Here is a 22,606-nt window from a genome sequence, read left to right on the forward strand (position 1 = left end):
TTACGCCGGGTCAGGCTGCGGAGTCGGTGAGAACGACCAGTTGCTGGGTCGCGCGGGTCATCGCGACATAGCGGTCCACCCCGCCCTGCACGCCGATGCCGAACCCCTCGGGGTTGATCAGCACCACCAGGTCGAACTCGAGGCCTTTGGCCAACTCGGGAGTCACGGACTGCACCCTGCGGGGCAGGGGAGGGGAAGGGGGACGTGTGCTGATGACGCATCCGACCCCCTCGGCGTGAGCGGCGGCCCACTCCTGCAGGATCGCCTGTAGTTCCGAGGTATGTCCGTGCCGCACCGGCAGACCGTTGCTGCGCACCGAGCGGGGCACATTGGCATCGGGAAGCACCTCCCGGATCACCGGCTCGGCATAGGACATCACCTCGACCGGGGTGCGGTAGTTGAGTCTCAACGTCGCGATCCTGGCCTCACCCAAGCCCGCGCGGTGCAGGCGCTGGGACCACGACTCGGTGAACCCGTCCCTGGCTTGGGCACGGTCGCCCGCGATGGTGAAACTACGTGAGGGGCACCGGCGAAGCAGCATCTGCCACTGGGCCTCGGTCAACTCCTGCGCCTCATCGACCACGATGTGTGCGAACGGTCCGGCGAGCCGGTCTGCACCGGCGACGCCATCGGCCGCGTCCTGGACCAACGCGTCGCGCAGGTCCTCCCCGTGCAGCATCGTCATCACACTCTCGCCGTCGTGATCGGCGGCGATGAGTTCGGTCACGACGGCATCCATCTGGTCACGTTCCGCCTGGGCGGCCGCTGACTGTCGCCGCCGGCGTCGAGCATCACCTGCCTCACCGAGCCGGTGCCGCGCCGCATCCAGCAACGGCAGATCGGACTGGGTCCAGGCGTGCGGGTCCTGGCGCTGGAGCGCGCGAATCTGCTCTGGAGCGAGCCACGGGGCACACAAGCGTAGGTAAGCCGGAACCGACCAGAGATCGCCGATCAGGTCCGAGGCACCGAGCAGCGGCCACGCGTGATTCAGCGTGGCGGTCAGTTCGGTATCCCGGGACACCTCCCGGCGTACCAGGTCCGTGGGCACCTCACTATCGTGCTGATCGATCAGGAACTGCACCAGCGCGTCCCACACGTGTTCGCGGGCCTCATTGTGCGGGGTGCCCGGATCCGGCGCAGCAAAGGCCTCCGCCCAGTCGACATCGGTCACCTGGACGTCGGCCCACGAGGTCGACACCTCCAGCGACTCGGTGGGGGGCTGCTCGTAGAAGGCCACCGCCTTCTCGATCGCCCCGGCCATCTGCCCCGAGGCCTTCAGGCCGGCCACCACCGGGTCGCTCTCTGCCGGGGTGTGTTCGCGCGCACCGGCGAGGTCGGTCAGCGTGCAGGTGAGCACACCCTCCTCCCCGAGGCTGGGCAGCACATCGGCGACGTAGGACAGGTAGGGCTGGTGCGGGCCGACCACCAGCACTCCGCCACTACCAACGCCCAGCCGGGGGTCGGAATAGAGCAGGTAGGCCGCCCGGTGCAGAGCCACCACCGTCTTCCCGGTGCCGGGTCCTCCGTCGACCACGAGCGGGCCGCGCGATCCGGCCCGGATGATCGCGTCCTGGTCGCCCTGGATCGTGCTGAGCACATCGGGCATCGCTCCGGTGCGGCTCGTCCCCAGGCTGGCGATGAAGGCCGACTGATCATCCAGGGCCGCGTGCCCCTGCAGCGCACCGGGAGCGAAGACCTCATCCCAGTAGTCGGTGATCCTCCCCGCACTCCAGCGGTAGCGCCGCCGGCTCGTCAGCCCCATCGGGTTGGCGTGGGTGGCGGCGAAGAACGGTTCTGCCGCCGGTGCGCGCCAGTCGACCATCAGGACCTCGCCACTCTGGTCGGTCAGGCCGATGCGGCCGATGTAGACCGGACCGGTATCGCCAGCGCGCACCATCCGGCCCAGGCACAGGTCCATCCCGTACCGGTGCAGGAGCCTGAGTCGGGTGGTTAGCCGGTGCACCCGCTGATCGCGCTCCAACGCCGCTTGGCCACCACCGCCGGGGGACCTACGCTCGGTCGCGAGTTGGTCGGAGGTGGCGGTGACCTGCTCGCTCAGGCGTTCCGCGATGATCCGCAACCGCGTCTGGTCGGTGCCGATGAGGGCGGGATCGGCCTTGGCGGTCCTGGATTCGGAAAGGTCGAAGATGTCGGTCCGGGTGGTGGGCACGCGTCAACTCCACAGGTCACAGGGGCATGGGCTCGGCTCGGGACCCCGCATTCTGCGGCACGGAGGGGGTCTTGCGGCAAGGCCCCCCTCGCGCGATACGGTAGGTGTACGGCAGGGGGACTCCTCGGTGTTGAGGTGCTCGCCGCGTCCCGGTACGCGAGACTCCTGGGCGGGTGACGACCCGCGACGTCACCGCGGGTGAAAAATGGCTGAGGAGGCGCTGACCACCGATGTCGACCCACGGACGCGAAAGGACCGAGGCATGACTGTCACCGACGACCTGCTCCGCAACGCGGAGGCCTATGCCGCAACGTTCGACAAGGGTGACCTGCCGATGCCGCCAGGGCGTCAGGTCGCCGTCGTTGCCTGCATGGACGCCCGGCTGAATCCCTACGGCCTGCTCGGCCTGGAGGAAGGGGACGCCCACGTGATCCGCAATGCCGGCGGGGTCATCACCGAGGACGAGGTCCGTTCCCTCGCGATCAGCCAGCGCCTGCTCGGCACGCGGGAGGTCATCCTCATCCATCACACCGACTGCGGGATGCTCACGTTCACCGACGATGAGTTCAAAGCTCAGATCGAGGCCGACACCGGCATCCGGCCGCCATGGGCACCGGAATCCTTCCGGGACCCTGCCGACGACGTGCGTCAGTCCCTGGCCCGCATCGCCGCCAACCCGTTCGTGCCACACAAGGACCGGGTCCGCGGGTTCGTCTACTCGGTCACCGACGGCACGCTGACCGAAGTCAACGCCTAGATCGACCGGCTGTCGGGGCGATGGGGTTCACCCCGCCGCCGTCGCCCGCGCCGGGTTCAGTGCCCGGCGCAACAGCCGGTGGATGTACTCGGGATCGGCTGGGACGTTGTCGATGAGGACGGCCGTGCACAGGCCGTCCGAGGTGGCCACGAGGGCGGCGATCGCCTCGGGATCCTCGGTGAGGGTGGCGCCGAGTTCGGCGACGTTCTCGCGCCACCGGCGTGACACTTCGGCAAGTGCGGGCCGGCGGGCCGCCATGGTGGCCAGTTCCCGCTCGGCCAATGCCCGGTCACGACCCGGACCGGCGGAGTCGGCGATCAACTGGGCCAGGCCGTGGAGGTTGTCGCCCGGGCCATCGATGATGGCGCGGATGTGCTCGGTATAGGTGTCGGCGACGCTGGCCAGGGCCGCAACGAGCAGGTCATCCAGGGTGACGAAGTAGTAGGTGATGAGGCTGGTGGTGATGTCCGCCTGCGCGGCGACGGTGCGGTGGGTGACCCCCGACGCGCCGTCACGAGTGACGACGGCTAGGGTCGCCTCGATGATCTGGGCGCGGCGCTTGCTGCCCCGGGCAAGCCGTCCATCGATGTGGCGTTCCTCGTCCGCTCCCATGCACCTCACCTCTGGTCTACAGGGTAGTGGCATCTCACCGCTGATCGGCCTCGACACGTTGCTCCTGGCCGAGCGGGGGGAGGTGCCGGAGCGCCACCAGGCAGAGGAGGGTCGCGAGGATGATCGCTGATCCCGCCGTGGCGGCCGCGACGTTCATCGCGCTCGTGAACGTCTCCTGCGCGCGGACAAGGACATCGGCCGAGAGTTCGTCGGCAAGGGCCAGTGCCTCCGGGAGGCTGCCGGTGAGGCCGTCGGTGACCTGCGGTGCGGTCCCGGGCGGCGCGGTCATTCTCGCGGCGTAGAGTGCTGTGGTGAGGCTGCCCAGCAGGGCGACGCCGACGGCGATCCCGAGTTCCATGACGGTTTCCGACATCGCCGCTGCCGAGCCGGACTTCGAGGCCGGGGCAGAACCGACGACCACGTCCGTGCCGAGCGCGCTGATGGCGCCCAGGCCCAAGTAGACGAACGCGAATGCGACCACCACCCACGCTCCGTCGCCGCTGCCGACGATAGTGAGCAGCACGTATCCGATCACGGACAGGCCCAGCGTGAGCGCCATCACCGACCCGGGTCGGAGGCGCCTGGCGACGAATGGTGCGCCGATGGCAGCGGCGAACATGGCCAGCGCGGGAGGTCCCATCCAGAGGCCAGCCACGAAAGGTGTGAGGCCCTGCACCAACTGCAGGTACTGGGTCACCAGGTACATGGTTCCTCCGACGCCGATCAGGCCGACCAGGAGCACCACCAGGGCGGCGGAGAAGGATCGGTTGCTGAACAGGCTGACGTCGAGCAGGGGAGCGCGCAGACCACGTTGGCGGCGAACGAACGCAGTCCCGCTGATCACACCGACCGCCAGGAGGAACGCCGACTTCAGCTCGGGGCCGTGAACGGCGGTGTGCTTGACGGCGTAGATCACCGGAAGGATGGCCGCGAGCGAGAGCGCGACACTGGCCAGGTCCAGCCGCCCCGCAGCCGGGTCGGCATACTCGGGTAGCACCCTGCGGGCGCCGAGCAGGACGAGGACGGCGGCCGGAACCGCGAGCAGGAACGCCGCGCCCCACCAGAGCGCGTCCACCATGGCGCCGCCGGCCACCGGACCGGCAGCCATCCCGACCGCGAACATCGTGGCCCATACCCCGATGGCCAGCGCGCGCTGACGCGCATCGGCGAACATGTTCGAGATCAGCGACAGCGTCGAGGGCATCAGGGTCGCGCCGGCGATGCCCAGCAGGGCCCGGGCCAGGATCAACAACTCGGCGTTCGGGGCCAGGGCCGCGAAGATCGAGGCGAGTGCGAACGCTGTCATCCCGATCATCAGCAGACGCCGTCTGCCGATCCGGTCCCCGAGCGTGCCCATGGTGATGAGGAACCCGGCGATGAAGAACCCGTAGGCATCCATGATCCACAGCGTCTGGGTGGTGGAGGGATCGAGGGCCGCCACCATGCTCGGCACCACCAGGTACAGCACCGTGACATCGAGTCCCAACAGCACCGTTGGTACCGAGAGCAGGGCGAGGCCCGCCCACTCGCGCCGTCCGGCCAGGTGGGGTGGCGCATCGAGCATGGATCTCTCCCTCAGAGTCTCTAGTTGCACAGATATACAAGTAGGACGGTCGCACAACTAGGACGATGGTGCAAGGGAGTTTCCGGACGACGGTGACCGCTGATCTGAACCGGGCGCCTGGACGGTGTCGCTCGGCCGGCGAGGAGAAGTAGGTAATGGGTGCGGCATCGTCATCAGCGGGTTCGGGACGTACCCGGCCGGGGTGGGGCGGAAGTCGCGGTCGGTGCCGGGCTGGCGAGGCCGCCGGCCGAACCGGAACTGTGGAACTGCACCGAATGGTGAGTAAGGCGCAGGCCTTGATTGCGATGGATCAAGGTTGGCGCGGCTGTGTCGCACGGGCGCGTGCCCACACGCGCCGTCGCAGGACGTGGCTCATGTGGGCCCCGCCCCGCGTGCCCCGGGAACCTCGAGCCCACTCATGCGACAGGATGGCTGGCCGGAGGAGGTCTACATGACGACGTGGCCGGAGAAGAACCAGCACGCACTGCAGCAGCACCTGACCACGATCGCCCGGGAGGCGCCGGGACACTGGAGTTTCGCGGTCCGGGAAGCCGGGCAGGTGATCGCCCAGGTCGAGGCCCACCGGGTGACGACCCCGGCGAGCACCATCAAGGTGGCCGTGCTGCTGATGGTGCTGCAGGACGTGGCCGAGGACCAGCTCACGCTCGAGCAGGTGCTGGAGGTACCCGAGGAACGCGTGGGCGGTAGCGGCGTGCTGGTGCACCTGCCCTCGGTGCAGCGACTCACCGTGGCCGAAGTGGCCGAGATGATGATCGTGGTGAGCGACAACGAGGCCACCAACATGCTGATCCGCCTGCTCGGCCTGGACCGCATCGCCCAGCACCTGGCCCGGTGGGGCATGCACGACACGCAGATCCAGCGCACCCTGATGGACACCCACCTGCCGGGCCGCAACGCCACCACCGCCGCCGACCAAGCCCTGTTGCTGGACGCGCTGTGCGCCGACCTGCTGCCACCTCACCTGCGCACCCTGGCCCTGGACATGCTGTTGCGCCAGCAGTTCAACTCCCGCATGCCCGCCCGCCTGGGCCCGGACGTGCTCTGCCGGCACAAGACCGGGGAGATCATCGGCATCCGCCACGACGTGGGGGTGCTGGACTTCGACGACCGGATGATCTCCTTCGCCGCCCTGGGCAGCGACCTTCAGGACGTGATCGACGACGACGGTCCCGGTCCCGTCGATGACATCGTCGGCCGGGCGGCAGCAACCGTGGTGGCAACCGCGCGGGGCTCGGCCAACTGAACCGGCACAACCGATACCGCTGTGGTGACACAGCACCGGGAGGATTCACTACATGACCGACCACGACGTCGTCGTCCACGGGGGCAGCATCCTCGACGGAACCGGCACCGAACCGATCCGCGCCAACCTGGGAGTGCGCGGGGGACGGGTCGCCGAGATCAGCCGGGCCGACCTGCGCGGAGCGCAGGTCATCGACGCCACCGGCCTGATCGTCACCCCGGGCTTCATCGACCTGCACTCCCACGCCGACTTCCGGATCCAGGGCCACCCACAGGCCAGCACCCAACTGCCACAGGGCGTGACCACCCTGGTGGGCGGCAACTGCGGCTTCTCCCCGTTCCCGGTGGCCGATCTGGAGGCGATGCGTACGTCCTCGGCCTTCCTGGAACCCGAACTGGGCTGGGAGTGGACCGATCCCGGCGGGTTCGCCGACGCGGTGGACGCGGCAGGACCGGCGATCAACATGGTGACCCAGGTGGGCCACAACGCCCTGCGGGAAGCCGTCATGGGCGGGGAGCAACGCCTCGCCTCCGACGACGACCTGGCTGCCATGGGTGAGTTGCTCGCCACCGCAGCGGCCCAGGGGGTATACGGGTTCTCCACCGGCCTGATCTATGCCCCGGGCACCTACTCCGACGAACGCGAACTGCAGTACCTGGTCAGCGCGGCGGGCCGGCATGGGCTGTTGTACTCCACCCACATCCGCAACGAGGGTGCCCGACTCACCGAGGCCGTCGAGGAGGCGATCCGGCTCGCCACCGCTGGTGGCGCGCGGTTGCAGATCTCCCACCTCAAGGCCGCTGGAGAGCGCCACCACGGGCGTACCGCTGAGGCACTCGGGCTGATCGATGAGGCCGCCGAGGCCGGCCTGGACGTCGCCGCCGACGTCTACCCCTACACCGCCTCCTCCACCACCTTGACCACCCGGTTGCCCACCTGGGCCCTGGACGGCGGTACCGCTGCGCTGCTGCGCCGGCTGGCCGACACCGAGGCGCGTGAGCGCATCCTCGCCGAGATGCGGCAGGGGCAGGCCACCGTGGCCTCCGGGGTGATGATCGCCCACCTCGGCCCGGGCCGTTACCAGGACGCAGCCGGGCAGAGCCTGGCCCAGATCGCCCGGTCCGAGGGCGTGGACGACGCCGAGGCCACGCTGCGGATCCTGGCCGCCCACGACGGCGGGGCCAGCGTGGTGCTGCACTCCATGTCCGATGAGGATGTGGACCGGGTGCTGGCCCACCCACGGGTGGCCGTGGCCAGCGACGGGTGGGTGTTACGGGACCAGGGTCGAGGACGCCCGCACCCGCGCAGTTTCGGCACCTTCCCCAGGGTGATCTCCCATTACGTGCGCGAGCGGGGGCTGCTCACCCTGCCCGAGGCGGTGCGGAAGATGACCTCCCTGCCGGCCTCCCGGCTCGGCTGGTCCGACCGTGGCATCCTGCGCGCCGGGTCGGTGGCCGACGTCGCCGTCTTCGATCCCCGCACGTTCACCGACAACGCCACCTTCTCAGACCCCTGGCGGCTGGCCACCGGGATGCACGCGGTGCTGGTGGCCGGGCGGGTCGCCTTCGACGGCGGCGAGGTCACCGGCGTGCGAGCCGGGACGATGCTGCGGGCGGGCAGCGACTAACCTGGTGGCGTGATGACGCAAGCATCTGAGCAGGGCCCGCGATGACCGCCGACGTCGGGGTGGTGGCCATTATCCGGCTCCGCCGGCGCAGCCCGCCCCTGGAGGTGCTGGAGGCGCTGACGGCCGGGGGGATCACCCGCCTGGAGGTGACGCTGCCCACGCCGGACGCACGTGCCACGATCACCGAGTGGCGGGACCGCACCGAGGCCCAGGTCGGTGCCGGGACGGTGCGCAGCGCTGACCAGGCGGTCCAAGCGATCAGCGCCGGGGCGCAGTTCCTGGTCACCCCCACGATCGACTCCGGCGTGCTCGGGGCCGCAGCACCGGCGGGCCGGCCGGTCTACTGCGGCGCGAGCACGCCCACCGAGATCGAACTGGCTCACCGCCACCCCGCGGTGGCTGCGGTCAAGGTGTTCCCGGCCGGACCGTTGGGCGGGGTGGACTACATCAAGGCGATCGCCGAGCCCCTCGATGACATCCCGTTGCTGCCCACCGGGGGCGTGGGCGCGGCCGAGGCCACCACCTACGCCGCGATGGGATGTGTGGGCGTGGGTGTGGGTGGACACCTGGTCAACGACGACCTCGTCGCCGACCAGGCGTGGGCGGAGATCCGCGACCGGGCCGCCGCCATGGTGCGTGCCTGGGACGACGGCGTGGAACGACGCCCCCGATGAGCGGCATCGATGTGCTCACCCTCGGGGAGACCATGGGCACCATCCGCGCCGAGGGGACCCTCGGCGTCGGTCCGGAGCCGAGGATCTCGATCGCCGGTGCCGAGTCGAACGTCGCGATCGGGCTGGCCAGGCTCGGGCACCGGTCGGCATGGTCGAGCGTGCTGGGCAGTGATGCGATCGGTGACCTGATCGTGCGCACCCTGGCCGCCGAGCGGGTCGACACCACCGCGGTACGCCGTGAACAGGGCGCTCCCAGCGGCATCCTGGTGTCCCAGCAACGCCCGATGGGGCGAGCCCGGGTGGACTACCACCGGGCCCACTCGGCTTTCACCGCGATCGGGCCGGCCGACGCCCGGGCCGCGTTGGACCTACGGCCGGGAGTCGTGCACCTGAGCGGGATCACCCCGGCGCTGGGCCCAGGGCCTGCCGAGGCGACCCTGGCGCTGGCCGGGGCCGCGCGGACGGCCGGTATGAAGGTCAGCCTGGATGTGAACTTCCGGTCCCGGCTCTGGTCACCGGAGCAGGCCCGGCCGGTGCTGGCCGAACTGGCCACGTGCGCCGACGTCGTCTTCGGTGACCCCGGGGAACTTGCGCTGATCACGTCCGGTGCCCGGATGGACCTCGAGGCCCTGTTCGGTCTGGGCGTGGGGGAGGTGGTGATCAAACTCGGTGGGGACGGCGCCCGGGTGCGCACCGCCGGGGATGACGTCCTTCGCCCGGCCCTGCCCGTCGACGTCGTCGACCCCATCGGCGCCGGCGACGCGTTCGTGGCCGGGTACCTCTCCGCCCTGCTCGAGGACTTGCCGCTGCCGCAGCGACTGGAACGCGGGAACGCCTGCGGGGCCGCGGTGGTCTCCAGCCGGGGGGACTGGGAGGCGATGCTCACCCGCACCGACCTGGACTCCCTGGACACCGCCCCCGGCGACGTCCAGCGCTGACCCGGCCCGGGCAGGGCATCGAGGCCGTTGATGTCGTCGCGCCGCCGGGGCCGACCTCGCCCACTATGCGGATCGGCCCGGACGACCGAGGGCCCGGATGGGCGCCGCGGGCGTCGCACTCGCAACGCCCGCGATACCCATCCGGGCCCACCGGGGTCGGGGTGAAGGGCTGACTCAGCCCTCCACCTCCGAGGCCACGTCGGAGTCGTACAGGGACTGCAACTCTTCCTCCACGCGCTGCATCTCCTCGGCCACGTCCACGTCGGAGGTCAGGATCCGCTGCAGGGTCTGGGACAACTCCAGGTCACCACCGGGCACGAACAACCGGGCGAAGTCCTGCACCCGGGCGCGTTCGAGCTGTTCCACCGCGGTCTGGAACTGCGGGGTCTCGGCGTAGACGTCGGACATGTCCGCGTCCTGGTGGACCGGCACGTACCCGGTGGCAGCGGAGAACGCGGCCGTCGAGTCCGGGTTGCCCATGAAGCCGGCGAACATCGCCGCGGCCAGTTGACGTTCCGGAGTGCTGTCGGAGGCGATCATCAGACCGGCACCACCGGTCGGGGTCTCACCCTCGGCGGCCGGACCGCCGGGCAGGAACGCGGTGCCCACCTCGAAGGATGCCGAGTCCAGGATGCCGCCCAGCGAACCGGTGGACTGCACGATCTGGCTGGTGGCGCCGGCGGAGAAGTCATCGGCCGGGTTGCCCGAGGACACCGAGGCCCAGGAGTTGGTTGCTTCCTGTGCGAATTCCAGCGCCTCGATGGTGGCATCGGAGGAGACGGGGGAGAAGTCCCACTCATCGGACCAGGCACCGCCGTAACCCCACACGATGTTGGCCATCCACCAGGCCGGGTACTCATCCTGCGGCGGGAAACTGAAGGCGGAGTTCGCCACCCCGGCGTCCATCAACTGCTCGGAGACCTCGGCGACTTCGTCCCACGTCTCCGGGGGCGCCTCGATGCCGGCCTCTTCGTAATGGTCGACGTTGTAGTAGAACAGCGGGGTGGAGCGGGCGTAGGGGACGCCGTAGTGGCTGCCTTCGTACTGGTAGTCCTCGTACAGCGCTTCGACGTATCCGCTGGTGTCGACCCCGGCCTCCTCCATCAGGCCGTCGACCGCGACCAGGGAGCCGTTCAGATAGTTGGGGAACCAGGTGGCATCGGACAACACCACCACGTCCACCTCAGCGCTGCCCTGTGCGGTCTGGAACCGCTGCGAGGTCTCCTCGTAGTTCGCCCCGGAGGTCACCACGTTGACCTCGATGTCGGTCTCGTCGGTGAACTGGGCGATCAACTCGTTCTCGACGTCGGCCGAACCACCGGGGTGGTTGGTCCAGAAGGTGATCTCGTCGGCCGGCTCCACGCCGGAGACATCCACGTCTTCCTGGGTGTCACCGTCACCACCGCTGGTGTCCGGGCCGCACGCGGCCAGGACGAGGGTCGCGGCACCGAGCGCAGCAAGGCTGCGTACGGTGCGGCTGGTGGACTGTTTCATGGGTGCTCCTTCTTTCGTTTCTTCGTTGGTCGTCGGAGTCGATGGGTTCACTTGACCGCCCCCTGGGTGAGGCCGGCCACGATGTAGCGCTGGAGGGCGGCGAAGATGAGTAGGACAGGGACGATCACCAGGACCGCACCGGCCATCAGCACGCCGTAGTTGCCGGTCTGGCCCTCGATCGACTGCAGCATGTTCAGACCCACCGGCAGGGTCATCCGTGCCGGGGAGTCGATGATGATCAGGGGCCACAGGAAGTTGTTCCACTCGTTGACGATGGTCACCAGCGCCACGGTCGCGATTGCCGGTAGCGACACCGGTGCGGCGATCTGGAACAGTTTGCGCAGGTGTCCGGCGCCATCGAGTTCGGCGGCTTCGAACAACTCCTTCGGGAGTGCTTTGAAGTGCTGCCGGAGCAGGAAGGTCCCGAACGCGGTCCCGAGTCCGGGCAGGATGATGCCCCACAGGGTGTCCCGGCCGCCGAGCGCGGTGATGGTCAGGTAGTTCGGCAGCATCGACACCTCCGGCGGCACCATGAGCGCAACCAGAATGCCCAGGAAGATGAGGTTCGCCCCGGGTACCTTGATGAACACCAACGCATAGGCCGTGGTCACCGCCAGTAAGACCTTGATGGTGGCGCCGATGATGGTGACGATCACGCTGTTGCGCAGCACGGTGAGCAGCGGCACCCGGTCCGCCACGGCTCCGTAGTTGCTCAGGGTGGGGTCCTGGGGCAGCAACGTGGGGGCCAGGGTGAGGATCTCCGGCGGCGGTTTGAAGCTGGAGGAGATCATCCAGGCCAGCGGCAGCACGATCACCAACAGTGCGATCAGGATCGGTAGGTAGCCGGCCAGCATCGTGTCGGCAAGGTGGCGCGGGCTGAAGGCTTTCGTCCAGTCCGGGCGCGTCTTCTTCGTCGGCTGCCGGCCGTCGAGACGCCCGGGATCGGTTCCGGGTGTGGCGAGGGGTCGCTGCGTCACTGGTAATGCACCTTCCTCTCCACGTAGCGCAACTGGACGGCGGTGATGAGGAACAGCGTGAAGAACAGCACCACCGCGATAGCGGCGGAGTACCCGGCCCGCTGGTAGGCGCCGAAGGACTGCAGATAGATCTCGAAGATGATCGTATTGGTGCCGTGCCCGGTGGGCGTCATGATCCGCAGGATGTCGAAGGCGTTGGTCATCGAGAAGATGATGTTGGTGACCAGCAGGAAGAAGACCGTGGGAGTCAGCAGTGGTAGCACCACGGCGAAGAACCGTCGCGCCGCCCCGGCCCGGTCGAGGGTGGCTGCCTCCAACAGATCCTGGGGGACTGCCTGCAGTCCGGCGAGGAAGACCACGGCGCAGAAACCGAGGTTCTTCCAGACGTAGACGATGATCACCATCACCAGTGCCCAGTTCTCGTTCAGATACCACTGCGGTGAGGCGATACCGAGGAACCCGAGGAGGTAGCTGAGTGCACCCCTGGTGGGGTCGAAGATGAAGTTCCACACCAGCGCCACCCCCACGCCGGAGAGCACATAGGGGGCGAACACGGCAGTACGGGCCGCCGTGCGCCCGGGGATCTTCTTGTTCAACACGAGGGCGATGAGTAGTCCCAGCACCATGGAGCCCACCACCGCGCCACCGGTGAAGATGCCGGTGACCCGCCACACCTCCAACCCGGAGGGCGAGGTGAAGAAGCGCGCATAGTTGTCCAGCCCCACGGGTGTGGCGCTGGGGGATCCCAGCCGCCAGTCCAGGGTGGAGTAGTACATGTTGCTGATCAGCGGGAAGTAGATGAACGCCAGGATCAGCAGGATGTTCGGGCCGGCGAACAGCAGGAAGAGCGACCAGTTCCGCGAGAGCCGACGACGGTGCGCTAGTTTGCGTCGCCGCGCGCGTTCCTCCTCGTCCACGGGTCCCGCGCCGCCTGCCGCCGGCGCATCGACCGGTCCCCGCGAACGCGACCCTGCCGGACTAGGCAGTGCCGTCATCGACCCTCCTTCTGCATGCTTCGGCGCAATAGCCACCTCTCGACGCGCCAGCGTCGGGGTAACCCGCGATGAATCTACCCTGAACTCTGGCAACCGGGCACCGAGCGCTTGCTGTGCACACCCGTGTGGCAGACCCTCGGTGCGCTGTCGGCGAGCCGTTGTGCGTGTGCGCAGCCGAAGGTCGATCAGCGCTGCTCGGGTGGGGCTTGCTTCCCCGGCAGGTCGCCGACAGCCTGGTGACATGCACACCACCCTCACCCTGCAGGACCTGATCCAGTCCCTCGAACGACGTTATCCGCCATCGACTGCGCAGGGGTGGGACGCCGTGGGTCTGGTTGTGGGCGATCCCCGGACCCCCATCGGCCGGGCGCTGCTCGCGGTGGACCCGGCCGATGCCGTGGTGGACGAGGCGATCGAGTGCGGGGCGGACCTGATCATCACTCATCACCCGCTGCTGCTGCGCGGCGTCCACTCGGTGGCCACGACCACCCCGAAGGGTGCACTGGTGCACCGGCTGATCCGCTCCGGCATCGCCCTGTATGTGGCACACACCAACGCCGATGCCGCTGCGGGCGGGGTCAACGAGGCCCTCGCCGACCTGCTCGGCCTCACCGGCGCCCGGCCGCTGCAACCACTGCCCGGTGACGACCTGGACCTGCTCATCACCTATGTGCCCACACCCCAGGCAGAGTCGGTGCGCCAGGCCCTCGGTGCCGCCGGTGCCGGGCAGGTGGGGGAGTACACCGGGTGCGCATGGTCGGTGACCGGTACCGGGGAGTTCACTCCGGTCGGGGCGGCCGACCCGGCAATCGGTACCGTCGGGCAGCACGAGCGCGTGCAGGAGGTGCGCCTGGAGATGGTGCTGCCGCCCAGCCGGCGGAGCGCCGTCGTCGAGGCGTTGCGCCGGGCGCACCCGTATGAGGAACCCGCCTTCTCCCTGGTGCCCACCGCAGCGCCACCGTCTCCGGCCGGAATGGGCCGGATCGGAGAGCTGGCCGATCCGATCACTGTGCGTGACCTGGCTGAACGCGTCGCCGATGTCCTGCCCGCCACGGCCCATGGGGTGCGCGTGGGCGGCGACCTGGATGCGACAGTGCGCACTGTCGCCGTCTGCGGCGGCGCCGGAGACTCGCTGCTGGAGGTGGTCGCCGCTGCCGGCGCCGATGCCTACGTGACCGCGGACCTGCGGCACCATCCCGCGGGCGAGGCTCTGGCCCGCACCGGCGCTCCGGCGCTGATCGACGTGGCGCACTGGGCCAGTGAGTGGCCCTGGCTGCCCGTGGCGGCCGAGCATCTGCGAGCCGATGCCGAGGCCGCCGGGGCACGGATCGAGGTGCGGGTCAGCACGCATCCCACCGACCCGTGGACCGATAGGCTGGAATCCACCAACCAGGAAGGACGTGTGTGACTGTGAGCACTGCGCCCGTATCCGACCAGCGTGCGTTGCTGGACCTGCAGGCACTCGACACCGCCCTGGCCAAACTCGCCCACCAGCGCAACTCCCACCCCACGCTGGCGACCCTGGCGGAGCTGACCGCACGGGCCGAGGACCTGGACCGCAGCCGGGCGCAGACCCAGATGCTGGTCTCCGACACCCGCCGCGAACTCGTCAAGGCCGAGACCGATGTGGAACAGGTGCGCAACCGGGCCGACCGGGACCGCCAACGGCTGGAGTCCGGGACCGGTTCGCCCAAGGACCTGCAGGCGCTCTCGGCCGAGCTGGAGTCGCTGGGCAAGCGCCAGAACAGCCTGGAGGAGGTCGAACTGGAGGTGATGGAACGCCTGGAGGCCGCTGAGCACGAACTGCAGGCCACCACCACCCAGCTCGAAGCGATCCGGGCCGATATCACCAGGGTCGAGGCCGAGCGTGATGCCGCGTTCGCCGAACTGGACGCCGAGAGCGAGCAGCACAAGGCCGCTCGGGACGAACTCGCCGCCGGGATCGATGAGGCGCTGCTGGCGCTGTACGAGCGGGTCCGCGCCAAGACCGGAGGGTTGGGGGCGGTGGCGCTGCGGGGCAGTGTGACCCAGGGCGTCCAGGTACCGCTGTCCCTTACCGAGAAGGCAGCGATCGAGGCGGCCCCGCCCGAGCAGGTGCTGCGCAGCGAGGACTACGACTACATCCTGGTGCGCCTGGACGACTGAGCGTCAGTCCGACAGCACCAGTTCCAGCGTGGCCGGCCCCGACCGGACGGGGGGATGCAGGCCGACGTCGGCCAGTACCGGGCCGATGAGTTCGGCCGCGGCCGCGGCCACGCCCGCCGCGGTGCGCGGTAACGGCTCGGGCCGGCGGAACAGGTGACCGGTGAGCACGCCCCGGGTGTGCTTGGCGTGATGGGAGACCACGACGGGCCTACCTGACCGGATGGCCACCACCCGGACCGCCAGCCACTCCCGGTCCGGGGCTGGTGACCAGGCCCGCGCGTAGTCCTGCGAACGGCAGTCGAGGACGACGTCGGAACCTCCCGGGTCGAGAGCCCCGCCCAGGTGCCGGGACCAGAAGGTGCCCAGCGGCGCCAGGGGCTGCAGCGGTGTGGACATGGACAGCCGGTAGGCGGGGATCGCGTCGTCCGGACGGAGCACCCCCCACAGCGCCGAGACGATCCGCACCGAACTGTTGCTACGCCGTCGGGCCGTCCCGGACAGGTTCACCAGGCCGGCGGCGTCGTAGAGCACGCCGCTGTAGACCTGCGCCGCCGGCGCTGCCCGGGCGTCGCGCAACCGGGTGTTCGCCTCGACCTGCTCGGCCAGGGAGGCACCGAACCGCAGACGAGTGGTGGCGTCGGCGCCGGCCGAGGCGCGTATCAGCGCCTGCAGCACCTGCTCACGCGGGCCGGCCAGTTCCGGGTGGCTCAGCGCGCCGGGATCGAACCGGCGTCCCCGCTCGGGCGCGGCCTTGCCCTCCGAGGGAGGAAGCATGATCAGCACGGGCGTGTCCGCAGGTGCCGCCGCATTCGGGTCCTTTCGCCAACCGGTCCGGGAGACATCGGGCAGCCTATCCGCGCCGGACCACTGGGCCGCCCACCTGTTCTCAGGTTGCCTCGTTGGATATCGGTTTGGACACAACCCCGGGGGAGGGGCTATAGGGCTCGCTCGGTGCGCTAACCTGCCCAGAAGCTCGCTGGCAAGGATGCCCGACCGGCATCGGGCCCCACGCGAGATCCAAGCGATGATGACATCGAGGTAGATGCAGATGCGTGTACGTAGTTTGAAGGCCGCCGCGGCTATCGCCGCGGTCGGTGCTCTCACGCTGGCCGCCTGCGGCAACGGCAATGGCGATGAGGACACCAACGGAACCGGCACCGACACCAATGGTGCCGAGCAGGATGACGCAGCGAGCACGATGCCCGTGGTGATCGGCACCACGGACACGGTGACGAACATCGACCCAGCGGGTTCCTACGACAAGCCGTCCTGGAACATCATCTACAACACCTACCAACGACTGCTGTCGGTCCCGTTGGGGGAGACCGAGCCCACCCCGGATGCGGCCGAGGCCTGCGACTGGGACGACGAGGTCACCTACACCTGCACGATGAAGTCGGGCCTGATGTTCGCCGACGGCAGCGAGTTGACCGCAGAGAACGTGGTGCACTCGGTCGAGCGCCAGCTCGCGATCCAGCACTCCTCCAACGGGTGGCAACTGCTGGACGGCATCGAGTCGGTGGAGGCGCCGGATGAGTCCACGGTGACCTTCACGCTGTCCAACGCCGACGCCACTTTCCCGTACATCCTGACCACCGGTGCGGCGGCGATCGTGCCGATGAGTTTCCCCGGCGATGACTTGCAGCCCAACGCCGAGGTGTTCGGCTCCGGCCCGTACACGGTGGACACCTTCGACGCCACCCAGCAGATCCAGCTCGGGCTGAACGAGAACTACTCCGGTGACTCGGAGCTGAGCAACTCCGGGGTGATCCTGCAGTTCTACCAAACCGAGTCGGCGCTGAAGCAGGCGATCGAGGAGGGTGACGTGATGGTCGCCTACCGGTCCCTGGCCGTGACCGACATCGAGGACCTGCGCGAGAACGGCGCCGAGCGCGGTGTGCAGGTGGTCGTCGGTGAGGGCACCGAGATCAACTACTTGGTGCTGCAGGTCTCGCGCCCACCCTTCGACGAGCCCGCGGTGCGGCAGGCGCTCGCGCAGGTGATCGATCGGGAGACCATCGCCTCCTCGGTCTACCGGGACACCGTGACCCCGCTGTACGGCCCGATTCCCGACGGGGTGGCCGGGCACGTGCCCGCCTTCGACGACGCCTACGGTGAACCCGATGTGGATGCGGCCCGCGCGCTGCTCGAGGACGCGGGCGTGGACATCCCGGTGGCCTTCGACGCCTGGTGGATGCCGGATCGCTACGGGGAGGAGATCGGTGACATGTACGGCGAGATCCAGCGTCAACTCAACGACTCCGGCCTGTTCGAGGTGAGCCTGGAGCAGTTGTCCTGGGCCCAGTACGCCGAGACGTTCTCCGACCAGTCCATGGACGCGTTCGACCTGGGGTGGTTCCCGGACTTCCCGGATGCCTCCAACTACATCCAGCCCTTCTACGGCACGGCGAACATCTTCAACAACGGCTACTCCAACGACGAGATGGATGAGTTGATCGACACGATCGTGACCGACACCGACGAGGACGCCCGCCTGGCGGCGTTCGAGCGGGCCTCGGAGATCGCGGCGGAGGATGTGCCGATAGTGCAGTTGTGGCAGCGCGACCAGATCGCCGCCGTCCGCGACGGGGTGACCGGCGTGGAGGAGACCCTCGACCCCTCGTTCATCTTCTACTACGCCGGCGTGAGCGGCGCCACCGAGTAGGTGGCGCGGGCCGGATCGATGCCGGTGCGTGCGGGACTCCCCAGCGCACCGGCACCGACCGGTCCCCACGAGTTCGTACCCCATCGGGGTGCGCCATGCGCGGGAAGGATGGGTGAGTGTCACAGGCCACCGGTTCACTACGCACCTACCTGATCACCAGGCTGCTGCTGTTCGTGCCCCAGGTGCTGATCATCCTGACGATCGTGTTCATCCTGATGCGGGTGGCCCCGGGGGACCCGGTCAGTGTGGCCCTGGGGGGCCAGCGCAGCGCCGAGGAACTGCAGGCACTGCGGGAGGCGGCCGGGTACAACCGGCCGATCCTGGTGCAGTACGCGGAGTACATCGGGGGCGTGCTCCGGTTCGATCTGGGAACCACCATCGTGGACAACCGGCCGGTCACGCAGATCTTCGCCGTCAACGGTGGCGCCACCCTCACGCTGACGTTGGCGGCCTTCCTGGTGGCGCTGGTCCTGGCGGTGCCGCTGGGCCTGCTCGCCGGGCGGTTCCGCGACACCGCCCTGGACGCGGTGCTGAGGGTGCTGGGCATCCTGACCTACGCCGCGCCGGTGTTCTTCGTCGGGCTCTTGATGCAACTGCTGTTCGCCCGCACGTTGGGGTGGCTGCCGTCCAGTTCACAGGCGTCGCCGGTGATGTTCGCCTCGGTGCCGGCGCGCACAAACTTCTTCCTCATCGATGCCCTCCTGGCCCAGAACACCGCGGCGTTCATCAACGGCCTGCAGCACCTGGTGCTGCCGGCGCTGACCCTGGGACTGCTCCTGACCGGGGTGTTCATCCGGATCATCCGCATCAACCTGATCCAGACGCTGCGGAGCGACTACGTCGAGGCAGCCCGGGCCCGGGGCGTGGCCGAATCGCGGGTGGTGATCAACCATGCGTTCAAGAACGCGATGGTCCCGTTCGTGACCATCCTGGGACTGCAGGTGGCGCTGCTGCTGGGTGGGGCGATCCTGACCGAGCAGACCTTCAATTGGAACGGCATCGGCAGCCAGTTGGTGCGCTATCTGGACTCCCGTGATTACGCCGCGGTGCAGGGCATCATCACCTTCTTCGCCCTGGCGGTGGTGACCGCGTCGTTGTTGATCGACATCATCAACGCGATGATCGACCCGAGGGTGAGGTACTGATGGCCGTCGAAGCCGTTCCCACCGCCCCGTCGTCCCAGACGCGGGCCAACGGAGGCTCGCGCCTGCGTCGGATCCTGCGCGGGATCGCCCGCCCGTACACCAACTCCCACGGTGTGGGCCGGTTCATGCTCGTCACCGGCACGGTGCTGACCGCGCTGATGCTGCTGGTGGCGCTGCTCGCGCCGGTGCTGGCCCCGTTCGGGCACGCGCAGGTGGCCGACGACGCCGGCCGGTTCGCCAACCATCTGGCCCCCGGCGGGCAGCACATCTTCGGAACCTCCACCCAGGGGTACGACGTGTTCAGCCGGGTGGTCTTCGGCGCCCGGACCGCAGTGACCGTGGTGCTGCTGGCGCTGACCTTCTCGCTGGCCATCGGGGTGCTGCTGGGCCTGCTGGCCGGCTTCGTCGGGCGCTGGCTGGACCGTGCACTGGTGATGATCATGGACGCGCTGTTCACGCTGCCGGCGCTGCTGCTGGCGATCGTGGTGGCGTTCCTGCTCTCGGAGCGGCTGGGCGGTGGTGCCACCACCGCGGCGCTGGCGATCACCGCGGTGTACATCCCGCAGTACTTCCGGGTGGTACGCGCGGCCACCGTCAGCGCCAAGGAGCAGACCTACGTCGAGGCGGCCCGGGCGATGGGGGCGCGCCGCACCACCGTGATGTCCCGGTACCTTCTGAACAACGTGATCCAGTCCGTGCCGGTGATCGCCACCCTGAACGCCGCCGATGCGATCCTGACGCTGGCTGGACTGGGGTTCCTCGGTTACGGCATCCAGCCCACCGAGGCGGCCGAGTGGGGATACGACCTGCAGCGGGCCGTGGCCGATGCCGGGGCCGGGATCTGGTGGACCGGGCTCTACCCGGGCATCGCGATCGTGCTGCTGGTGATGGGGATGACGCTGATGGGGGAGGGCCTGAACGAGGCCCTCAACCCCGCCATCCGGGTGCGCCGACTGCTGCAGGTCCGGATGCCCGGGGACGTGAACGCCTCGATGAAGCCGGGTCCGGCCCGCCTGATCCGCCGGCCCCGCACCACCGGTGGTGGCAGCGGGGGCGGTTCCGACCAGGCGCGGCGCCGGCCGGGCGCCTCGGGCAGTACCTCGGGCACCACGTCGGATGCGGAGGGCCGCCATGAGTGAACCAGTGCTGTCCGTGGCGGACCTGCGGGTCTGGTACGGCACCGACCGCGGTCCGGTCCGCGCCGTCGACGGAGTCTCCTTCGACCTCTACCCGGGGGAGACGCTGGGGCTGGTGGGTGAGTCCGGATGCGGCAAGACCACCCTGGGCCGCGGGGTGATGGGCCTGCTGCCCCGGGCGGCCAGCGTGGACGGCGTGGTCGACTTCGGTGGGCAGAACCTCGTGCGGGCCAAGCCCAAGACCCTGCAGCGCCTGCGCGGACCGCAACTGGGCATGATCTTCCAGGAGCCGCTGACGCGGCTGAACCCGCTCATGCGTGTCTCGGAACACTTCGAGGAGGCGCTGTCCGCCCACGAACCCGAGACACCCAAGGCACAGATCCGGGACCGCGCGATCGACACACTGCGCGCGATGGGGATCCCGCCCACCAGGTACCGGGCCTACCCCCACGAGTTCTCCGGGGGGATGCGCCAACGGATCATGATCGCCCTGGCCCTGGCGTTGCGGCCCAGTTTCGTGGTGGCCGATGAACCCACCACTGCCCTGGATGTGCTGGTGGAAGCGCAGATCATCTCGATCCTGGCCGACCTGCGCGCCGGATTCGACACCTCCCTGCTGTTCATCACCCACAACCTGGGCATCGTGGCCGAGGCCTGTGACCGGGTGGCGGTGATGTACGCGGGCCGGATCGTGGAACAGGGACCGGTCACCGAGGTGTTCGCCCACCCGCAGCATCCCTACACCGAGGCGCTGTTGCGCTCCACGATCTCCCTGAACACCACCGGTCTGCACTACATCCCCGGCGCCCCGCCGGATCTGATCGATCCGCCGAGCGGCTGCCGGTTCAATCCCCGGTGCGAGCATGCGATGACGGTGTGCGCCCGTCAGTTCCCGCACCCGGTGGCCATTGAGGATCAGGTGGTGGAGTGCTGGCTGCACGGGCCGGATGAGTTGATCCAACCCGGTGGGCGCGAGCCGTTGATGCGAGAGGAGTTGAGCGTTGCCGATGAAGCCTGACGACGACGCCACGGTGCTGGACGACGACGCCGCCTCCCCGGGACGGGAAGGCGCCGGGGGCGAAGCGGGCACCGCCTCGGCCGTGCCGGCCGAGGACGTGCTGATGCAGATCGAGGACCTGCGGGTGCACTTCGATCTACGCGGAAGCGCACTGGCCCGCCTGCTGGGCAGCGGTGGTCGTACCGTCAAGGCCGTGGACGGGGTGGATCTGTCGCTGCGCAGGGGTGAGGTGCTGGGCCTGGTCGGGGAGTCCGGCAGTGGCAAGACGACGTTGGGCCGGGCTCTCCTGGGGCTGGTCGGAACCACCTCCGGGCACATCCGGTACGGCACGGCGGACCTGGCCACGATGGGTCAGGGGCCGATGCGGCGGCTGCGCCGCCGGTTGCAGATGGTGTTCCAGGACCCGCACGCGGCGCTGAACCCGACGATGGACCTGCGAACCGCGATCGGCCATCCGCTGCGGATCCAGGGGCTCGTGAACAACCGGGAGGAGGAACGCGACCGGGTGATCGAGGCGCTCGAACTGACCGGCCTCACCCCGGCGGAGCAGTTCCTGGACAAACTCCCCGCAGAACTCTCCGGGGGGCAGAAACAGCGCGCGGTCATCGCCCGCGCGATCATCTGCGGACCGGAACTGCTCGTGGCTGATGAGCCGATCTCCATGCTCGACATGAGCGTGCGGAACAAGATCCTGGAACTGATGCTGGACCTGCGTGAGCGGTTGGACCTGACCTATGTCTACATCACCCACGACCTGGCCACCGCGAAGTTCTTCTGCGACCGCGTGGCGATCATGTACCTGGGCAGGATCGTGGAGATCGGGCCCACCGAGGAGATCTTCGCCGACCCCAAGCACCCCTACACCCGCGCCCTGCTCAAAGCGGTTCCCGATCCCGACCCCTCCAGATCGGTGGTCCGGGATCTGCCCCGGGGGGAGATCCCGGACGCAGCCGCACCGCCCCACGGGTGTTCCTTCCACCCGCGCTGCCCGGCCGCGTTCGGAGCGTGTGGTTGGGAGGGCCGGGACCTGGGGGCGATGTTCGAGCGGCGGTGGCTGGAGCGCGGCGATGAGGTCTACCGCACCGAACAGCCGCTGGTCACCGGGGTGGCCGATCTGGACGGCGGCATGGAACAGGTGTCGCTACCGGCCCCGTCCGGTCACACCGCGCAGGAGGTCGGCGAGGTCCTGAACAGCGCACGCACCGATGATCCGGACGAGCCGCTGTGGCGGGGAGTGCGGGCCATCGATGTGACCGGCTCGGGAGTGCGGGTGGACTTCCGCGAAGGGGTGGACCCGGAACTGCGCCCGGCCGGCGGGGTGCGGGTGGCCTGCCACCTGCACGATCCCCGGTTCAACGACGAGGCGCCCCCGGCGACGTGAACGGCCCGCAACCGAAGTCGCCGGGCGAACCGGCCCTGGCCTAG

The 22,606-nt window shown here is 69.1% G+C and carries 19 protein-coding genes; 12 read left to right on the forward strand and 7 right to left on the reverse strand.

The window, feature by feature from the left end; translation table 11 throughout:
* Positions 1 to 10 precede the first annotated feature (10 nt).
* On the reverse strand, positions 11 to 2,170 hold the full coding sequence (helR, locus tag ACPL7H_RS05235) for an RNA polymerase recycling motor ATPase HelR (RefSeq protein WP_424796019.1): 2,160 nt from the start codon (positions 2,168 to 2,170) through the stop codon (positions 11 to 13).
* A 262-nt stretch (positions 2,171 to 2,432) separates the two neighbouring features.
* Here helR and ACPL7H_RS05240 point away from each other — a divergent pair, with 262 nt between their 5' ends.
* Positions 2,433 to 2,927: a beta-class carbonic anhydrase gene (locus ACPL7H_RS05240; RefSeq protein WP_424796020.1), complete on the forward strand. Its 495-nt coding sequence runs from the start codon at positions 2,433 to 2,435 to the stop codon at positions 2,925 to 2,927.
* 27 nt (positions 2,928 to 2,954) lie between these two features.
* On the opposite strand, the gene ACPL7H_RS05245 is transcribed toward ACPL7H_RS05240, so the two are convergent.
* Together ACPL7H_RS05245 and ACPL7H_RS05250 are read right to left on the reverse strand one after the other, a co-directional pair.
* Complete coding sequence (locus ACPL7H_RS05245) at positions 2,955 to 3,539, reverse strand: TetR/AcrR family transcriptional regulator (RefSeq protein WP_424796021.1); 585 nt, start codon at positions 3,537 to 3,539, stop codon at positions 2,955 to 2,957.
* A 34-nt stretch (positions 3,540 to 3,573) separates the two neighbouring features.
* On the reverse strand, positions 3,574 to 5,103 hold the full coding sequence (locus ACPL7H_RS05250) for an MFS transporter (protein ID WP_424796022.1): 1,530 nt from the start codon (positions 5,101 to 5,103) through the stop codon (positions 3,574 to 3,576).
* 451 nt (positions 5,104 to 5,554) lie between these two features.
* On the opposite strand from ACPL7H_RS05250, the gene ACPL7H_RS05255 reads away from it, so the two are divergent.
* From ACPL7H_RS05255 to ACPL7H_RS05270, 4 genes are read left to right on the forward strand one after another with little or no spacing between them, the layout of a single operon-like run.
* The gene (locus ACPL7H_RS05255) at positions 5,555 to 6,367 is read left to right on the forward strand and encodes a serine hydrolase (protein ID WP_424796023.1); all 813 of its coding nucleotides are present in this window, start codon (positions 5,555 to 5,557) and stop codon (positions 6,365 to 6,367) included.
* Between the two features lie 52 nt (positions 6,368 to 6,419).
* Positions 6,420 to 7,994, forward strand: a complete 1,575-nt coding sequence (locus ACPL7H_RS05260) for an N-acyl-D-amino-acid deacylase family protein (RefSeq protein WP_424796024.1) — start codon at positions 6,420 to 6,422, stop codon at positions 7,992 to 7,994.
* A 41-nt stretch (positions 7,995 to 8,035) separates the two neighbouring features.
* Positions 8,036 to 8,668, forward strand: coding sequence for a bifunctional 4-hydroxy-2-oxoglutarate aldolase/2-dehydro-3-deoxy-phosphogluconate aldolase (locus ACPL7H_RS05265; protein WP_424796025.1), 633 nt, complete (start codon positions 8,036 to 8,038; stop codon positions 8,666 to 8,668).
* On the forward strand, positions 8,665 to 9,606 hold the full coding sequence (locus ACPL7H_RS05270; RefSeq protein ID WP_424796026.1) for a sugar kinase: 942 nt from the start codon (positions 8,665 to 8,667) through the stop codon (positions 9,604 to 9,606). Before ACPL7H_RS05265 ends, ACPL7H_RS05270 begins: the two co-directional genes overlap by 4 nt.
* Positions 9,607 to 9,780: 174 nt before the next feature.
* On the opposite strand, the gene ACPL7H_RS05275 is transcribed toward ACPL7H_RS05270, so the two are convergent.
* From ACPL7H_RS05275 to ACPL7H_RS05285, 3 genes are all read right to left on the reverse strand, one after another.
* Positions 9,781 to 11,100, reverse strand: a complete 1,320-nt coding sequence (locus ACPL7H_RS05275) for an ABC transporter substrate-binding protein (RefSeq protein WP_424796027.1) — start codon at positions 11,098 to 11,100, stop codon at positions 9,781 to 9,783.
* A gap of 47 nt (positions 11,101 to 11,147) precedes the next feature.
* Positions 11,148 to 11,954 (reverse strand): carbohydrate ABC transporter permease, encoded by an 807-nt coding sequence (locus ACPL7H_RS05280; protein ID WP_424796333.1) that lies wholly within the window; start codon positions 11,952 to 11,954, stop codon positions 11,148 to 11,150.
* Between the two features lie 119 nt (positions 11,955 to 12,073).
* Positions 12,074 to 13,072, reverse strand: a complete 999-nt coding sequence (locus ACPL7H_RS05285) for a carbohydrate ABC transporter permease (RefSeq protein WP_424796028.1) — start codon at positions 13,070 to 13,072, stop codon at positions 12,074 to 12,076.
* Between the two features lie 241 nt (positions 13,073 to 13,313).
* Between ACPL7H_RS05285 and ACPL7H_RS05290 the strand changes: the two genes are divergently transcribed.
* Together ACPL7H_RS05290 and ACPL7H_RS05295 are read left to right on the forward strand one after the other, a co-directional pair.
* On the forward strand, positions 13,314 to 14,480 hold the full coding sequence (locus ACPL7H_RS05290; protein WP_424796029.1) for a Nif3-like dinuclear metal center hexameric protein: 1,167 nt from the start codon (positions 13,314 to 13,316) through the stop codon (positions 14,478 to 14,480).
* A gap of 2 nt (positions 14,481 to 14,482) precedes the next feature.
* Positions 14,483 to 15,217, forward strand: coding sequence for a zinc ribbon domain-containing protein (locus ACPL7H_RS05295; protein ID WP_424796030.1), 735 nt, complete (start codon positions 14,483 to 14,485; stop codon positions 15,215 to 15,217).
* A 3-nt stretch (positions 15,218 to 15,220) separates the two neighbouring features.
* On the opposite strand, the gene ACPL7H_RS05300 is transcribed toward ACPL7H_RS05295, so the two are convergent.
* Entirely contained in the window at positions 15,221 to 15,991 is a 771-nt protein-coding gene (locus tag ACPL7H_RS05300) for a YaaA family protein (protein ID WP_424796031.1), read from the reverse strand.
* A 274-nt stretch (positions 15,992 to 16,265) separates the two neighbouring features.
* Between ACPL7H_RS05300 and ACPL7H_RS05305 the strand changes: the two genes are divergently transcribed.
* The 5 genes from ACPL7H_RS05305 to ACPL7H_RS05325 all read left to right on the forward strand — a co-directional run bounded on the left by ACPL7H_RS05305 (position 16,266) and on the right by ACPL7H_RS05325 (position 22,562).
* Positions 16,266 to 17,882: an ABC transporter substrate-binding protein gene (locus ACPL7H_RS05305; RefSeq protein ID WP_424786111.1), complete on the forward strand. Its 1,617-nt coding sequence runs from the start codon at positions 16,266 to 16,268 to the stop codon at positions 17,880 to 17,882.
* Between the two features lie 116 nt (positions 17,883 to 17,998).
* A complete protein-coding gene (locus ACPL7H_RS05310; RefSeq protein ID WP_424786110.1) occupies positions 17,999 to 19,027 on the forward strand; it encodes an ABC transporter permease in 1,029 nt (342 codons plus the stop codon).
* Positions 19,027 to 20,166, forward strand: coding sequence for an ABC transporter permease (locus tag ACPL7H_RS05315; RefSeq protein WP_424796032.1), 1,140 nt, complete (start codon positions 19,027 to 19,029; stop codon positions 20,164 to 20,166). The genes ACPL7H_RS05310 and ACPL7H_RS05315 overlap by 1 nt, the downstream gene beginning before the upstream one ends.
* Positions 20,159 to 21,181: an ABC transporter ATP-binding protein gene (locus ACPL7H_RS05320; RefSeq protein ID WP_424796033.1), complete on the forward strand. Its 1,023-nt coding sequence runs from the start codon at positions 20,159 to 20,161 to the stop codon at positions 21,179 to 21,181. Before ACPL7H_RS05315 ends, ACPL7H_RS05320 begins: the two co-directional genes overlap by 8 nt.
* Positions 21,171 to 22,562: an ABC transporter ATP-binding protein gene (locus ACPL7H_RS05325; RefSeq protein WP_424796034.1), complete on the forward strand. Its 1,392-nt coding sequence runs from the start codon at positions 21,171 to 21,173 to the stop codon at positions 22,560 to 22,562. The genes ACPL7H_RS05320 and ACPL7H_RS05325 overlap by 11 nt, the downstream gene beginning before the upstream one ends.
* Positions 22,563 to 22,606: the final 44 nt, after the last annotated feature.

The sequence above is a fragment of the Pseudactinotalea sp. Z1732 genome (assembly GCF_049724975.1).
Classification (GTDB): Bacteria; Actinomycetota; Actinomycetes; order Actinomycetales; family Beutenbergiaceae; genus CALKWS01.

Bases quoted from the DNA above. Each gene is read 5' to 3' on its own strand.
- ACPL7H_RS05255 (WP_424796023.1), top strand. From the start codon at position 5,555: ATGACGACGTGGCCGGAGAAGAACCAGCACGCACTGCAGCAGCACCTG.
- ACPL7H_RS05250 (WP_424796022.1), bottom strand. From the start codon at position 5,103: ATGCTCGATGCGCCACCCCACCTGGCCGGACGGCGCGAGTGGGCGGGC.
- ACPL7H_RS05260 (WP_424796024.1), top strand. From the start codon at position 6,420: ATGACCGACCACGACGTCGTCGTCCACGGGGGCAGCATCCTCGACGGA.
- ACPL7H_RS05290 (WP_424796029.1), top strand. From the start codon at position 13,314: ATGCACACCACCCTCACCCTGCAGGACCTGATCCAGTCCCTCGAACGA.
- ACPL7H_RS05300 (WP_424796031.1), bottom strand. From the start codon at position 15,991: ATGCTTCCTCCCTCGGAGGGCAAGGCCGCGCCCGAGCGGGGACGCCGG.
- ACPL7H_RS05320 (WP_424796033.1), top strand. From the start codon at position 20,159: ATGAGTGAACCAGTGCTGTCCGTGGCGGACCTGCGGGTCTGGTACGGC.
- ACPL7H_RS05280 (WP_424796333.1), bottom strand. From the start codon at position 11,954: ATGCTGGCCGGCTACCTACCGATCCTGATCGCACTGTTGGTGATCGTG.
- ACPL7H_RS05265 (WP_424796025.1), top strand. From the start codon at position 8,036: ATGACCGCCGACGTCGGGGTGGTGGCCATTATCCGGCTCCGCCGGCGC.
- ACPL7H_RS05315 (WP_424796032.1), top strand. From the start codon at position 19,027: ATGGCCGTCGAAGCCGTTCCCACCGCCCCGTCGTCCCAGACGCGGGCC.
- ACPL7H_RS05275 (WP_424796027.1), bottom strand. From the start codon at position 11,100: ATGAAACAGTCCACCAGCCGCACCGTACGCAGCCTTGCTGCGCTCGGT.
- ACPL7H_RS05245 (WP_424796021.1), bottom strand. From the start codon at position 3,539: ATGGGAGCGGACGAGGAACGCCACATCGATGGACGGCTTGCCCGGGGC.
- ACPL7H_RS05270 (WP_424796026.1), top strand. From the start codon at position 8,665: ATGAGCGGCATCGATGTGCTCACCCTCGGGGAGACCATGGGCACCATC.
- ACPL7H_RS05325 (WP_424796034.1), top strand. From the start codon at position 21,171: ATGAAGCCTGACGACGACGCCACGGTGCTGGACGACGACGCCGCCTCC.
- ACPL7H_RS05305 (WP_424786111.1), top strand. From the start codon at position 16,266: ATGCGTGTACGTAGTTTGAAGGCCGCCGCGGCTATCGCCGCGGTCGGT.
- ACPL7H_RS05240 (WP_424796020.1), top strand. From the start codon at position 2,433: ATGACTGTCACCGACGACCTGCTCCGCAACGCGGAGGCCTATGCCGCA.
- ACPL7H_RS05285 (WP_424796028.1), bottom strand. From the start codon at position 13,072: ATGACGGCACTGCCTAGTCCGGCAGGGTCGCGTTCGCGGGGACCGGTC.